16 protein-coding genes are annotated in these 13582 nt (G+C 44.0%); 15 read left to right on the top strand and 1 reads right to left on the bottom strand.

The window, feature by feature from the left end:
• Positions 1-36: 36 nt before the first annotated feature.
• On the top strand, positions 37-1332 hold the full coding sequence (locus NEJAP_RS15785; protein ID WP_201348124.1) for an adenylosuccinate synthase: 1296 nt from the start codon (positions 37-39) through the stop codon (positions 1330-1332).
• Between the two features lie 60 nt (positions 1333-1392).
• Here the strand turns inward: NEJAP_RS15785 and NEJAP_RS15780 are convergent, their stop codons facing one another.
• Entirely contained in the window at positions 1393-2196 is an 804-nt protein-coding gene (locus tag NEJAP_RS15780; protein WP_236590963.1) for an inositol monophosphatase family protein, read from the bottom strand.
• A 116-nt stretch (positions 2197-2312) separates the two neighbouring features.
• Here NEJAP_RS15780 and NEJAP_RS15775 point away from each other — a divergent pair, with 116 nt between their 5' ends.
• From NEJAP_RS15775 to hisS, 14 genes are all read left to right on the top strand, one after another.
• Entirely contained in the window at positions 2313-3059 is a 747-nt protein-coding gene (locus tag NEJAP_RS15775; RefSeq protein ID WP_201348123.1) for an RNA methyltransferase, read from the top strand.
• A gap of 168 nt (positions 3060-3227) precedes the next feature.
• The gene (iscR, locus tag NEJAP_RS15770; protein WP_028469902.1) at positions 3228-3725 is read left to right on the top strand and encodes a Fe-S cluster assembly transcriptional regulator IscR; all 498 of its coding nucleotides are present in this window, start codon (positions 3228-3230) and stop codon (positions 3723-3725) included.
• A 19-nt stretch (positions 3726-3744) separates the two neighbouring features.
• Complete coding sequence (locus NEJAP_RS15765; RefSeq protein WP_201348122.1) at positions 3745-4959, top strand: IscS subfamily cysteine desulfurase; 1215 nt, start codon at positions 3745-3747, stop codon at positions 4957-4959.
• A gap of 27 nt (positions 4960-4986) precedes the next feature.
• Positions 4987-5370, top strand: coding sequence for a Fe-S cluster assembly scaffold IscU (gene iscU, locus NEJAP_RS15760; protein ID WP_028469904.1), 384 nt, complete (start codon positions 4987-4989; stop codon positions 5368-5370).
• 51 nt (positions 5371-5421) lie between these two features.
• Entirely contained in the window at positions 5422-5748 is a 327-nt protein-coding gene (iscA, locus tag NEJAP_RS15755; RefSeq protein ID WP_028469905.1) for an iron-sulfur cluster assembly protein IscA, read from the top strand.
• A 20-nt stretch (positions 5749-5768) separates the two neighbouring features.
• Positions 5769-6302 (top strand): Fe-S protein assembly co-chaperone HscB, encoded by a 534-nt coding sequence (hscB, locus tag NEJAP_RS15750; RefSeq protein WP_201348121.1) that lies wholly within the window; start codon positions 5769-5771, stop codon positions 6300-6302.
• Between the two features lie 17 nt (positions 6303-6319).
• Positions 6320-8200 (top strand): Fe-S protein assembly chaperone HscA, encoded by a 1881-nt coding sequence (gene hscA / locus NEJAP_RS15745; protein ID WP_201348120.1) that lies wholly within the window; start codon positions 6320-6322, stop codon positions 8198-8200.
• The gene (gene fdx, locus NEJAP_RS15740; RefSeq protein WP_201348119.1) at positions 8201-8539 is read left to right on the top strand and encodes an ISC system 2Fe-2S type ferredoxin; all 339 of its coding nucleotides are present in this window, start codon (positions 8201-8203) and stop codon (positions 8537-8539) included.
• A gap of 12 nt (positions 8540-8551) precedes the next feature.
• Entirely contained in the window at positions 8552-8752 is a 201-nt protein-coding gene (gene iscX / locus NEJAP_RS15735) for a Fe-S cluster assembly protein IscX (protein WP_028469909.1), read from the top strand.
• A gap of 114 nt (positions 8753-8866) precedes the next feature.
• The gene (gene ndk, locus NEJAP_RS15730) at positions 8867-9274 is read left to right on the top strand and encodes a nucleoside-diphosphate kinase (RefSeq protein WP_028469910.1); all 408 of its coding nucleotides are present in this window, start codon (positions 8867-8869) and stop codon (positions 9272-9274) included.
• A 62-nt stretch (positions 9275-9336) separates the two neighbouring features.
• The gene (gene rlmN, locus NEJAP_RS15725) at positions 9337-10452 is read left to right on the top strand and encodes a 23S rRNA (adenine(2503)-C(2))-methyltransferase RlmN (protein WP_201348118.1); all 1116 of its coding nucleotides are present in this window, start codon (positions 9337-9339) and stop codon (positions 10450-10452) included.
• Between the two features lie 34 nt (positions 10453-10486).
• Entirely contained in the window at positions 10487-11272 is a 786-nt protein-coding gene (gene pilW / locus NEJAP_RS15720) for a type IV pilus biogenesis/stability protein PilW (protein WP_236590962.1), read from the top strand.
• Complete coding sequence (locus NEJAP_RS15715) at positions 11269-12246, top strand: RodZ domain-containing protein (RefSeq protein ID WP_201348117.1); 978 nt, start codon at positions 11269-11271, stop codon at positions 12244-12246. Before pilW ends, NEJAP_RS15715 begins: the two co-directional genes overlap by 4 nt.
• A gap of 52 nt (positions 12247-12298) precedes the next feature.
• Complete coding sequence (hisS, locus tag NEJAP_RS15710; RefSeq protein ID WP_236591151.1) at positions 12299-13549, top strand: histidine--tRNA ligase; 1251 nt, start codon at positions 12299-12301, stop codon at positions 13547-13549.
• The last annotated feature ends 33 nt before the right edge of the window (positions 13550-13582 follow it).

Here is a 13582-nt window from a genome sequence, read left to right as displayed (position 1 = left end):
TCACATACGATTAACGTAAATAAACTAGAGACAACAATGGGTAAGAACGTAGTTGTTTTAGGCACTCAGTGGGGCGATGAAGGCAAGGGTAAAATTGTCGATTTGCTAACTGAGCAGGTATCAGCAGTTGCTCGTTTTCAGGGTGGCCATAATGCTGGGCATACATTGGTTATCGATGGTAAGAAAACTGTTTTGCATTTAATACCGTCAGGTATTTTGCGTGAAAAAGTTCTCTGCCTTATTGGTAATGGCGTAGTGCTTTCTCCTGAGGCTTTATTGAAAGAGATGCGCGGTCTGGAAGAGGCTGGAGTGCCAGTACGTGAGCGTTTAAGGCTGAGTCCTGCTTGTCCGCTGATTTTGCCATACCATGTGGCATTGGATCAGGCGCGTGAGGCGGCTCGAGGCGAAGCTAAAATCGGTACTACTGGTCGAGGTATTGGTCCTGCTTATGAGGATAAGGTAGCGCGCCGTGGTTTGCGTCTATCTGACCTGATGAATGCTGAGCGCTTTGAAGCCAAGCTTCGCGAAGTGATGAAGTATCATAATTTTGTTCTGAAAAACTATTATCAAGCTGAAGAAGTTGATGTTGATAGTATGTTGGCAGAAGCGCTTGAGATGGCTGAGCAGTTGCGTCCTATGGTGGCTGATGTCACGGCGATACTTCATAAGATGCGCAAGAATGGTGAAAGCATCATGTTTGAAGGTGCGCAGGGATCATTGTTAGATATTGATCATGGTACCTACCCATTCGTAACCTCATCTAACACGACAGCCGGTGGTGCTTCCACAGGTTCTGGTTTTGGTCCTTTATATCTGGATTATATTCTAGGTATTACCAAGGCCTACACTACGAGAGTGGGTAGTGGACCGTTCCCTACTGAGCTTGGCTGTGAAATCGGTCAGTATTTAGGTGAAAGAGGTCATGAATTTGGTGCTACCACGGGTCGTGAGCGTCGTTGTGGTTGGTTTGATGCTGTCGCACTTAAACATGCAATTCAGGTTAACTCAGTATCTGGTATCTGTCTGACTAAGTTAGATGTTCTGGATGGGCTTGAGGTGATTAAGGTTTGTGTTGGTTATCGTGACTCTGAGGGTAACTTGGTTGAGACGCTGACAGGTAGTGAAGACTATGATGCGGTTGAACCAATTTATGAAGAGTTGCCAGGATGGACTGATTCAACTGTAGGTGCTCAAACGCTAGCTGAGCTGCCTGCGGCTGCGAAGAGTTATATCACTCGTTTAGAAGAGTTGCTGGAAACGCCGGTAGATATTATTTCTACAGGTCCAGATCGTATCGAAACGATTGTCTTGCGTGATCCTTTTGAAGCTTAAAAGGTAGCAAGGATATAAAAAAACCGGCGAGAGCCGGTTTTTTTATGTCTAGAACTACGCTTATGCTTCTATTGCTGGGCGGATGGCCTTTAATAGTGCTTTGAATAGTTTAGGGTTGGCAGATACTGTGTTGCCATTCTTGCGAAAGTCATTTCCGCCTTTGAAGTCGCCTAGCAAACCGCCGGCTTCTTGAATGATCAGCGCTCCGGTAGTTAGTGTGCCTTGACTAAGTTTTATTTGAATAAAACCATCTAAGCGCCCTGCTGCCATATACGCCATGTTAAGTGCAGCGGATCCTGTATTGTGAAGGATGGCATCAGCGCTCTGGAGTTGGCATGTGATCTGTTTAAACGTATCAAACTGTGCTTTTTCTGCTGCGCTGTTCAAAAAGCTAGAGCCAATAATGGTTTGTTCTAGTGTACGCTTGTTGCTAACGCGAAGTCGTTTGCCGTTTAAATGAGCACCGTTACCACGGCTGGCGGTAAACTCTTCGCCAGTGATTGGGTTGAGAATAAGGGCGTGCTCTGTGCGGCCTTTAAGCTCTGCTGACATGCAAATAGCAAATACAGGCAACCCATTGGTGAAATTGGAGATGCTATCGATTGGGTTGACGTGCCAGGTGACGTCAGTGTTTTCTTCTAGTGATTTGTGTACACCAGAGAATTCACCCACTATTGAGTGGCTTGGGTAAGCCTTCTGAATAGAGTAAGCGATCGTTTGCTCTGCTTTGGTGGCAGTTTCGTTCAGGAAATCGCTGATGCTGGATTGTTCTGATTTTATCAGGTCAATTCGCTCGGCAGAGCGAGCAATCTGTTCGCCAGCGATGCGTGCCGCTCGAAGGGCAATGTTTAGCATGGGTTGCATTAGTATTGGTGCTCAGTTTGGATAGCAAAGCATGATTATACAAAAGCTAAGGCTCGGACAGAACACCTGAGTGACATTCTGTTAAACTATTAGTCGATTTTTATGTGAAGTTGGTTATGAAATTAGAAAATATTCGTATTGTTCTCGTAAATACAACACATCCTGGCAATATTGGGGGGGTGGCGCGTGCCATGAAAAACATGGGGCTCGCCGACCTTTCTCTCGTTGTTCCTCGTGTTTTTCCTTCTGGGGATGCCGATGCGCGCGCCGCAGGGGCGTCAGATATCTTGCAAACTGCATCGGTAGTTGGGTCTTTGGAAGAGGCTGTTGCTGATGCGCATGTAGTGGTCGGGGCAAGTGCTCGGGGTAGAAACATTCCTTGGCCAGTTATGGATCCTCATGAATTGGCTGGTGTGGCTGTTTCATTGCAAGAAGAGCAGAAAATAGCCATTGTTTTTGGTCGAGAAGATCGCGGCCTAACAAATGAAGAGTTGCAGCTTTGTCACCTTCATGTGCACATACCCTCTGTCGAAGGATTTAGTTCTTTGAATCTTGCGGCAGCGGTGCAGGTTATTGCCTATGAGTTGCGTATGGTTCAGCTTAAAGAGTCTCAGGGGGAGTTGCAGGCCCCTAAATGGGGGACTGACTGGGATGTTGAACTTGCAGAGCATCGCGAGCTTGAATTGCTATTCGATCATTTGGAAAAAGTGTTAATTGACGTTGATTTTCTTGATCCTGAGAGTCCTCGGCACCTAATGCCGCGTTTGAGGCGTTTATTTCAAAGAGCGGTGCCAGATAAAGTTGAGGTCAATATTCTGCGTGGCATGTTGAGTCATATTCAGAAAAAAAATGATCTTAATTGACCTCTAAATAGCGTGTATTTTTATCGTTACGGACATCTGCTTTTAAAAGTGGTAAATTGTAGCGCCAGAATTAGTAATAACCTACTTAAATGCTCGGACTAATACTTGACTATTTTCGTAGGTTAAAACATACTGCTACCCAAGATTAAGAATGAAGGGCGGTTGTTTATGCGACTAACAACAAAAGGGCGATATGCTGTTACCGCAATGCTTGATTTAGCGCTGCATGAAGGGCAAGGCCCTATTAGTTTGGCGGATATCTCTGAAAGACAGGGTATTTCTTTGTCTTATTTAGAGCAGCTCTTTGCAAAATTACGCAGAAATAGTCTGGTAAAAAGCGTGAGAGGTCCGGGCGGAGGTTATCAGCTAAATCATGAGAAGCAAGCAATAAGTGTTGCGCAAGTGGTTGATGCTGTTAATGAGTCTGTAGAAGCAACCGGCTGCGGTCGTCAAGGTGATTGTCAGAACGGCGAAACGTGTCTGACACATCACTTGTGGTGTGATTTAAGTAACCAGATTCACTCTTTTCTAAATGGTATTTCATTGGCGGATCTGGTGGTAAGAAAAGATGTAAAAGATGTGGCTGACAGGCAGGATCGCCGCCACAGTAGTCAGGTTTTTCTGACTGCTACTGACTCTTTACTGGCTGATAAAGCCACTGTATAAAATGCGCTGGAGCTAAAGAATGAAGTTTCCTATCTATTTTGATTACTCGGCAACAACACCTGTTGATCCTCGTGTGGCAGAAAAAATGGTTGCATGCCTCACATTGGACGGTAATTTTGGTAACCCTGCTTCTCGTTCTCATTTATTTGGGTGGAAAGCAGAAGACGCGGTTGAAACGGCGCGTAAGCAAGTTGCTGACCTTTTGAGTGCAGATCCACGTGAAATTGTTTGGACTTCTGGTGCGACTGAATCAGACAACTTGGCAATTAAGGGTGTTGCTCATTTTTATCATAAGAAAGGTAAACACATTATTACATCTCGAATCGAGCATAAAGCGGTTCTAGATACTTGTCGGCAGTTAGAAAGAGAAGGTTTTGAGGTTACTTATCTTGACCCTGACTCTGATGGCTTGATTCATCCTGAAACGGTTGCAGCGGCTATTCGTGAAGACACTATTCTCGTTTCTTTGATGCATGTTAATAATGAAATTGGCACCATTACTGATATCGCTGCTATTGGCGAAATTACACGTGAAAAAGGCATAATTTTTCATGTGGATGCTGCTCAGAGTGCCGGCAAAGTAGAAATTGATTTAACAAAGCTGAAAGTTGATCTTATGTCTTTTAGCGCGCATAAAATTTATGGTCCTAAAGGTATTGGTGCGCTGTATGTGCGCCGTAAACCACGTATTCGCCTTGAAGCAATTATGCACGGCGGTGGTCATGAGCGAGGAATGCGTTCAGGAACATTGCCGACACATCAGATTGTAGGCATGGGTGAGGCATTTCGTTTAGCTAAAGAAGAGTTAGCGGCTGATAATGCACATATGTTGGCTCTTCGAGACCGTTTGTGGGAAGGTTTGAAAGATATGGAAGAAGTTCATATCAATGGATCCTTTTCTCAGCGTGTTCCTGCTAACCTAAATATTAGTTTTGCCTTTGTGGAAGGTGAGTCTTTGTTGATGTCGTTAAAAGATTTGGCGGTCTCTTCAGGTTCTGCTTGTACATCGGCGAGTCTTGAGCCTTCGTACGTATTGCGTGCGCTGGGCTTGAGCGATGAGTTGGCGCACAGTTCTATTCGTTTTTCATTTGGTCGCTTTACTACCAATGAAGAGATCGATCATGCGATTGGGCAGCTCAAGACCGCAGTAGGTAAGCTTCGTGAGCTGTCGCCTCTGTGGGATATGTTTAAAGACGGTGTGGACTTAAGCAAAGTTGAGTGGGTTCACCACTAAGAATTGTTGCGCTAATTGGAGGTTGATATGGCTTATAGTGAAGAAGTACTCGAACATTACGAGAATCCGCGTAACGTCGGTAAAATGGATGACAGCGATAGTCATGTAGGTACAGGTATGGTGGGTGCACCTGCTTGTGGTGATGTGATGCGTTTGCAAATCAAAGTGAATGATGAAGGCGTTATCGAAGATGCTAAATTCAAGACTTATGGTTGTGGGTCTGCAATTGCTTCCAGCTCGCTTGTTACTGAGTGGGTTAAGGGGATGACTCTTGAGCAAGCAGCTGAGCTGAAGAATACGCAAATTGCAGATCAGCTAGCTCTGCCTCCTGTGAAAATTCACTGCTCAGTATTGGCTGAAGATGCCATTAAAGCGGCAGTTGAGGACTATAAGAAAAAACAGTCTGTTTAAGATTTGTTGAATTAACTGGTTATACACGGGTATAACCAGTAGGAAGGTATTATGGCAATTACAATGACAGCAGCGGCAATTAAACATGTAGCTGGCTACCTAGAAAAACGTGGTGGCGGTTTTGGTATTCGTGTTGGTGTGAGAACATCAGGATGCTCAGGTATGGCTTATGTGCTTGAGTTCGTTGATCATCAGGATTCTGACGACCAGGTTTTTGAAATGGATGCTGGCGTTAATATTGTTATTGATCCAAAAAGCTTAGCCTATCTTGATGGTACTGAGCTTGATTTCGTTAAAGAGGGCCTGAACGAAGGCTTTGCATTTAATAACCCCAATGTTCGTAGTGAATGTGGCTGCGGTGAAAGTTTTAACGTCTAGATACCTATATTTTAAATATCATGGATATCCAACAAAATTATTTTGCTTTCCTTGGCTTGCCAGAAAGTTATGATATTGATCTTAAAGCACTTGCAGCGCGCTCTCATGAGCTGCAAAAAACACTACACCCAGATCGCTTTGCTCATCTATCTGAGCGTGAAAAGAGGTTGTCGGTTCAATATACGGCTTACCTGAATGAGGCGGTCACTACGCTAAAGTTACCGCTGGGGCGTGCACAATATCTGTTGCATTTACAGGGTATTGATACAATTAGCGAGGCTTCTGTCCAGCTAGAGCCCGCTTTTTTGTTTGAACAAATGGCGCTTAGAGATGATCTAGAAGACATTAAAGTAATGTCATCGCCTGAAGCTGCACTTGATAAGTTTATGGATGGTGTAGCTCAGCAGTTGTCTGAATATCAAAGGGCATTTGCTGAATGTTATGCTGTAGGCGATTCAGAGTCGCTCGAGCGAGCGGCGGCCGTCGTTCGTAAAATGCAGTTCATGGTTAAATTGCAGAAAGAGATCGAGCTGGTTGAAAGTGAGCTCGATTAACAGGTGATAAATAAATTATGGCACTATTACAAATAGCCGAGCCTGGCCAGAGTTCTTTGCCGCATCAGCATCGATTGGCTGTCGGTATAGATTTGGGCACGACAAATTCATTAGTCGCTTCTGTGCGTAGCGGCGAGTCTACAACATTGCCTGATCATGACGGTGGGCACCTCTTGCCTTCTGTTGTTCGTTACTTGGAGTCTGGTGAGGTCGTCGTTGGTTCTAGTGCAAGAGAGTTTGCATCCTCAGACGCTTACAACACAGTAGTATCAGTAAAACGGTTGATGGGGCGTGGAATCAAAGACGTCGCTGCCTTTGGTGAAGTGCTTCCTTACGAGTTTGAAGAAGATCAGGGTGGAATGCCGTTTATTAAAACGGTGGCTGGGTCTAAAAGTCCTGTTGAAGTATCTGCAGATATTCTGCGAGTGTTGGTTCAGCGTGCGGAAGAGACGCTTCAGGGTGAATTGACAGGTGCCGTGATTACTGTGCCGGCCTATTTTGATGATGCTCAGCGTCAAGCAACAAAAGATGCGGCAACCTTAGCCAATATTAAAGTGCTGCGCTTGTTAAGTGAGCCTACAGCTGCTGCTGTTGCTTACGGGCTTGACCAAAAAGATGAAGGTGTCATTCTTGTTTATGATTTAGGTGGTGGCACCTTTGATGTATCTGTTCTTCGCTTAAATAAAGGTGTTTTCGAAGTGTTAGCTACTGGAGGCGATAGTGCTTTGGGTGGCGATGATTTGGATAGGGCTTTAGCTGAGTGGCTAGCGATTCAAGCAGATGTAACCATGACTATGACAGCGAGCCTTTCCCGCCAACTTATGGAACAAGCGCGTGAGGCTAAAGAGCAGCTTACGTTAAATGAGCAGGCTTGGGTGAATTTGCAAATTGCTGGAAAAGAAGTCTCTGTGACCATTTCTAGGGCACAGTTTGAGGAGTTGATTTCCAAGCTTGTAGATAAAACAGTGCGCGCTTGTAAGCGTGTAGTAAGAGATGCGGGTATCGCTTTAGATGATGTGAATGACATTGTCATGGTGGGTGGTTCAACCCGAGTGCCTTTGGTGCGTGAACGTGTAGCCTCATTGTTTGGGCGTCCACTACATGTTGATATCGATCCTGATAGGGTGGTTGCCATTGGTGCAGCGATTCAAGCCGATGTTTTGGCAGGTAATAAGCCCGATTCAGAAATGCTGCTGTTAGATGTTATACCGCTTTCACTTGGTTTGGAAACCATGGGTGGTCTTGTTGAAAAAGTGATTCATCGAAATACGGCGATTCCCGTTGCAAGAGCTCAAGAATTTACGACCTACCAAGATGGTCAAACCGCCATGGCTGTTCATATTTTGCAGGGTGAGCGTGAATTGGTTGAAGACTGTCGCTCGCTTGCGCGTTTTGTGTTGCAGGGTATTCCGCCTATGGTGGCTGGTGCTGCTAAAATTAGGGTGACGTTTCAGGTGGATGCTGATGGTCTGTTAAGTGTTGAGGCTAAAGAACTATCTACGGGTGTTGAAAGTAGTATTCAGGTTAAGCCTTCATATGGCTTAAGCGATACACAGATTGCTGACATGTTAAAAGCGTCTTACTCTTCCGCTGAAGAAGATAAGCAAAAGCGTTTGTTGCGTGAGCAAAAAGTAGATGCGGATAGATTGATATCTGCACTTGAGCAAGCGATCCAAATAGATGGGCAAGCTTTGTTGACGGAAGATGAGCGTAAAAGCCTAGAGGCTGAAATTCTTGTCTTAAAAGATGTGCGCGATGGTTCGGACGCACGCGAGATTGAACTAGGTGTTGAGCATTTAGCTAAAGCGAGTGATGAATTTGCATCACGCAGAATGGATTTGAATATTCAGCGTGCATTGCAGGGGCATAGTATTCAAGAAATTGAGGAGATTACATAAGTGCCGCAAATAATTTTTCTACCCCATGAAGATTTGTGTCCCGATGGTAAAGTTATTGATGTAGATCCAGGTGTGACGGTTTGTGATGCGGCATTAGCTAATGGTATTGAGATTGAGCATGCGTGCGAAAAATCTTGTGCTTGTACGACATGTCATGTCTTGATTAGGGAGGGTTTTGGCTCTCTTGAAGAATCTGATGAGCTTGAAGACGATATGCTTGATAAGGCTTGGGGGCTGGAGCCGGAATCACGCTTGAGTTGCCAGGCAAGTGTCGGAGATAAAGATTTAGTGGTGGAGATTCCTCGTTATACAATTAATCAGGTATCTGAGCGTCATTAAAAGAGAGGGTGTATGAGTCTTAAGTGGGTTGATGTACTCGACATTGCAATTGAGTTGGTAGAAAAGCATTCAGATGTTGATCCGTTGAAAATTAGTTTTCCGGATCTTTACCAAAAAGTTATGGATCTTGATGAGTTTGATGATGATCCTGATCGCTGCGGAGAGAAAATCCTAGAGGCGATACAGATGGCCTGGATAGAAGAACAGGACTAATTATAAAACAGCCCGGTTTATACCGGGCTGTTTCTTTTGTAGTCTGTTGTGACCTGTCATCAGCTTCGCGTATAATGGCGCGTTTTTCAGAAATCTCTTTAGGGGAAAGTACAAATGGCTATCGAACGCACACTATCAATTATCAAGCCTGATGCCGTGGCTAAAAATGTAATTGGTCAAATTGAATCTCGTTTTGAAAATGCGGGTCTTAAAATTGTAGAAATGCAGCTTAAGCAATTAAGCAAAGAAGAAGCGGAAGGTTTTTATGCTGAGCATAAAGAACGCCCTTTCTTTGGTGACTTGGTTAGCTTCATGATTTCTGGTCCTGTTGTTGTTCAGGCGCTGGAAGGTGAAAATGCAATTTTGACAAATCGTGATCTGATGGGTGCTACTAATCCTAAAGAAGCAGCTGCAGGAACTATTCGTGCTGATTTCGCTGAGTCTATCGATGCGAATGCTGTACACGGTTCTGATTCTGCTGCTTCTGCAGCACGCGAAATTGCTTACTTCTTCGGTAAGTAATTATTGCTAGCATGCAGAGGGGGAGTTCTCTTCTGCATGTATTTAAATTTATAGGTGTAATAATGACTGAATCCATTCCCAAAACTAATCTATTAGGGATGTCTCCTGAAAAGCTGGAAGCTTTCTTCGCTGAACTGGGTGAAAAACGTTTTCGTGCAACTCAGGTACTAAAATGGATGCATCAGCTTGGCGCTGAAACTTTTGATGATATGACAAATATCAGTAAATCGTTACGCGTGAAACTGAATCAGGTTGCCGAAATTCGTGAACCCGAAGTTGTTATGCATGATGTATCTAAGGATGGCACGCGCAAGTGGGTTATTCGCGTTGATGGTGGTTCTTGTGTTGAGAGTGTCTTGATTCCTGAAGGGGATAGAGCAACATTGTGTATCTCATCGCAGGTCGGCTGTGCTCTTGATTGTAGCTTCTGTTCGACGGGTAAACAGGGGTTTAATCGGAACCTGACTGCATCCGAAATCATCGGGCAAGTACGTATTGCTATTAAGTCTTTTGGTCCTATGGATCCAGCTCAGCCTAGGCGTGTGACGAACGTTGTGTTTATGGGTATGGGTGAGCCGTTGATGAATTTTGATAATGTTGTCAGCGCTATTAAATTAATGATGGAAGATAATGCTTACGGTCTGTCTAAGCGCCGAGTGACATTAAGTACGGCGGGTATGGTGCCGGGTATTGATAAGTTAATAGAAGAAACTGATGTCTCTTTGGCGATATCTTTGCATGCGCCTAATGATGAATTGAGAAATCAGTTGGTGCCTATCAATAAGCGCTATCCAATTGAAGAGTTATTTGCTGCGTGTAACCGCTATCTTGAAAGACTGAATGATAGGCGGGTGATAACAGTAGAATACACATTAATGGCTGGTATTAATGATCAGCCAGTCCATGCAAGAGAGTTGGGGCGTTTACTTAAGCGCTTGCCTTGTAAGTTAAATCTGATACCTTTTAATCCGTTCCCTAATTCAGGGTACGATAGACCTTCGGAAGACGCTATTGCGGCATTTAAACAAGTAATGCTAAAAGCGGGTATTATGACCACAGTTCGGCGTACGCGAGGTGCTGAAATTGATGCGGCGTGCGGGCAGCTAGTAGGTCAGGTTGAAGACAGAACACGCCGTAGCCAAAAATATATACCGATTGTTCAAGAAAGTACTGTTTAGCCATTTATTGATGATGTAAAAGGAGTTGCCGTACGTGAAGAAAGCTCGTGTGTTGGTGGCTGTGCTTATAGGGGCGCTGCTATCGGGGTGTACGGGGCTACAGTCAGAATCTGTTGCTATTAATAAAAATACTGTTTCGTCTGAAGGGGCATTGCAGGCTTATACAACGCTGGGTTTGCAGTATCTTCAATCTGGCGATTCTGTTAATGCAAAGTCTGCGGTACAAAAAGCGCTGGATATTAATTCGGATTACGCACCTTCATACAATGCCTTGGGTTTGATTTTTCAGGTGGAAGATGAGATTGCTCTGGCCGAGCAATATTATAAGAAAGCAATTTCTTTAAAACCTGATAGTGCAATGTTTCATAATAACTATGGTGCATTCTTGTTTTCTGAACAGCGCTATCAAGAAGCATGTGTTGAATTATCTAAAGCGACAGAAGACCCTTTTTATAATAATCGACCGCAAACGTTTGAAAATTTAGGTCGTTGTTATTTGAAAATTGGACGAACGGATGTTGCCATTCATTCATTTGAAAGATCTCTTAAAACTGGTGGTATACGACCATTGGCATTGGTTGAGTTGGCAGATCTTTATTTAATGAACCAAAATATCCCTAATGCAGAGAAATATTACTCGCAGTTTACGGGCCTTATTAACGCTAAGAAAGTAAATCACTCTGCGAAAAGTTTGTGGGTTGGGATTCGATTGGCACGGGAAAACGCTAAGGTATCCTTGGCAACAACTTATACTCTTTTGTTGAAGAATCTTTATCCAGAATCTGACGAATATAAAAAATATAAGGAGTCAGCTAGGTGAGTAGTGTCCCAGATGAAAGTATAGTAGAAAGCGGTATTCAGCTTCCTGGTGAGAGTTTACTGGTAGCGAGAGAATCGCAAGGATGCAGTCAGCAAGCAATAGCTGATGAGCTGCACTTACCGGTACGTTATATACAGTGGATTGAAGAAAGTGCGTATGAAAAACTTCCGAGTCTTGTTTTTGCTCGAGGGTATATTCGTGCTTATGCCAAAATTGTTGGCATCGACGGAACAGCATTGATTGAAATGTTTGATCAGGCAGAGGGTGGTGCTGCCAAAAAAGATCCTATTCGCTCGGTATCTAAGGTTCAGCAGCAAGTTAAGCTGGGTGATCCGGTCATGCGCTGGTCTGGTTGGCTATTTTTATTGATGATTGTGGCTGCTGTTGGTTGGTGGTGGAAAACTCAATATAGTTTGGCGCCCGTTGATGGATTGGCTCCTGTTGTTTCGGTTGTAACAGAAACAACAGGCGATAATACGCTGAAACTGCCCACATTAGACGATGCTGTTGCTTCAGAAGAGTTGGATGCTGTTGCTCAAACAGTTGAGGAGCAGGTTGGTGTTGAAGAGCCAGTGAACTTATCGGCAGCTGATATCTCAAAACTGCAAAGTGAGCTTGACTCGGGCGTTGCTGTATCGCCTGAAATTAGTGTTGTGGCAACGACTGTAGAGATTGTGGAGGCTGTAGAAAAATTGCCTTTAGAAAGTGCTGTTGCATTGCCGCTTGCTCTTGATAAATTGCAGATGACTTTTACAGCGGACTGTTGGCTTACTGTAAAAGATGCTGATGGTAAGACTATATTTAACAATTTGCGCAAAAAAGGGCAGTCTTTAAAGCTATCAGGCAAAGAGCCTTTAAGAGTGTTGATTGGCCGAGTGTCTGCTATCGATCAGGTGATTTACAATAAGGCTGTTATTGATCTGAAGCCTTTTAGTAGTAAGAATGTAGCGAAGTTTACGCTGCCATTGAATTAAAGTTTTAAGAAAGAGAGTGCATAGTTTGGCAAAAGTTAAAGCCATCCGTGGGATGAACGATATTCTTCCAGGTGCAACGCCTATTTGGCAGTATTTGGAACGCCAGGTTAAAGCCGTTTTATCCAGCTATGGATATGATGAGATACGTATGCCTATTGTTGAGCAAACGGAGCTCTTTAAGCGCTCGATTGGTGAAGTAACCGATATTGTAGAAAAAGAGATGTACACTTTTGATGATCGTAATGGTGAAAGTTTAACCTTGCGTCCAGAGGGAACCGCAGGGTGTGTGCGTGCAGGTGAAGAGCATGGGTTGTTATTTAATCAAACTCAGCGCTTATGGTACCAAGGTGCAATGTTTCGCTATGAGAAACCTCAAAAAGGCCGCTATCGCCAATTCCATCAAATAGGCGTTGAAACATTTGGAATGTCTTCGGCAGATATCGATGCTGAAGTTATTATGTTGAGTGCTCGCTTATGGGAAAATCTAGGAATTCTAGACGCTGTTACTCTACAGCTGAACTCTCTCGGTAGTAATGAAAGCCGGCAGCAATATAAAGAAGATCTTGTTACTTACTTGAATAAGTATGTTGAACAACTTGATGAGGATAGCCAACGCCGACTTAAGAGTAACCCTTTGCGGATTCTTGATAGTAAGAGCGAGTCTACACAATTGATTTTGCAGGATGCCCCGGTGTTGTCTGATTATCTAGACGATGACTCAAAGGCGCATTTTTCACGTCTAACTGAGTTGTTAGATCAAGCCGGTATAAAGTATGAAATAAATACTCGTCTTGTACGTGGTTTAGATTATTACTGTAAAACGGTCTTTGAGTGGGTGACTGATAAGCTAGGTGCGCAAGGAACTGTTTGTGCTGGCGGTCGCTACGATGGTTTGGTGCAGCAGTTGGGTGGTAAGGCGACACCTGCTGTTGGCTTTGCAATGGGAGTGGAGAGGTTGGTTCTGTTGCTGGAAACGTTAGATGCGGTTCCTGAATCAGAAAAAAATTCGTTTGATTTATATATCGCAGCGCAATCAAAAGAAGTGCAAGGCGATGTCATTCGCTGCGCTGAAATGCTGCGTGATGGTATTTCTGATCTGCGTATTAGAACGCATTGTGCGGGTCTGAAAAATATAAATAATAAAGCCCGACAAACCGGTGCTCGATTAATTTTGTTGATACAGCAGAGTGAGTCTGGTGTTGTTGGTGTGTTGTGGAATGGGACAGAGTCTAGTGCTCAAATTCCTTTAAAAGAATTACCAGCGGTAGTGGCTCAGCAGTGGGCAATTGTTAAGCAGGGCTAAACCTTGATTATTGATTTGGAGATTTGTTGTGGC

The organism is Neptunomonas japonica JAMM 1380, from assembly GCF_016592555.1.
Classification (GTDB): domain Bacteria; phylum Pseudomonadota; class Gammaproteobacteria; order Pseudomonadales; family Balneatricaceae; genus Neptunomonas; species Neptunomonas japonica_A.
The sequence above is the reverse complement of the archived record's forward strand: the minus strand, read 5'-3'. Positions and strand labels throughout refer to the sequence as shown.

What these genes read in the sequence shown, in the direction of transcription:
- NEJAP_RS15785 (WP_201348124.1), top strand. Translation starts at nt 37, where the DNA reads ATGGGTAAGAACGTAGTTGTTTTAGGCACTCAGTGGGGCGATGAAGGC.
- NEJAP_RS15780 (WP_236590963.1), bottom strand. Translation starts at nt 2,196, where the DNA reads ATGCAACCCATGCTAAACATTGCCCTTCGAGCGGCACGCATCGCTGGC.
- NEJAP_RS15775 (WP_201348123.1), top strand. Translation starts at nt 2,313, where the DNA reads ATGAAATTAGAAAATATTCGTATTGTTCTCGTAAATACAACACATCCT.
- iscR (WP_028469902.1), top strand. Translation starts at nt 3,228, where the DNA reads ATGCGACTAACAACAAAAGGGCGATATGCTGTTACCGCAATGCTTGAT.
- NEJAP_RS15765 (WP_201348122.1), top strand. Translation starts at nt 3,745, where the DNA reads ATGAAGTTTCCTATCTATTTTGATTACTCGGCAACAACACCTGTTGAT.
- iscU (WP_028469904.1), top strand. Translation starts at nt 4,987, where the DNA reads ATGGCTTATAGTGAAGAAGTACTCGAACATTACGAGAATCCGCGTAAC.
- iscA (WP_028469905.1), top strand. Translation starts at nt 5,422, where the DNA reads ATGGCAATTACAATGACAGCAGCGGCAATTAAACATGTAGCTGGCTAC.
- hscB (WP_201348121.1), top strand. Translation starts at nt 5,769, where the DNA reads ATGGATATCCAACAAAATTATTTTGCTTTCCTTGGCTTGCCAGAAAGT.
- hscA (WP_201348120.1), top strand. Translation starts at nt 6,320, where the DNA reads ATGGCACTATTACAAATAGCCGAGCCTGGCCAGAGTTCTTTGCCGCAT.
- iscX (WP_028469909.1), top strand. Translation starts at nt 8,552, where the DNA reads ATGAGTCTTAAGTGGGTTGATGTACTCGACATTGCAATTGAGTTGGTA.
- ndk (WP_028469910.1), top strand. Translation starts at nt 8,867, where the DNA reads ATGGCTATCGAACGCACACTATCAATTATCAAGCCTGATGCCGTGGCT.
- rlmN (WP_201348118.1), top strand. Translation starts at nt 9,337, where the DNA reads ATGACTGAATCCATTCCCAAAACTAATCTATTAGGGATGTCTCCTGAA.
- hisS (WP_236591151.1), top strand. Translation starts at nt 12,299, where the DNA reads ATGAACGATATTCTTCCAGGTGCAACGCCTATTTGGCAGTATTTGGAA.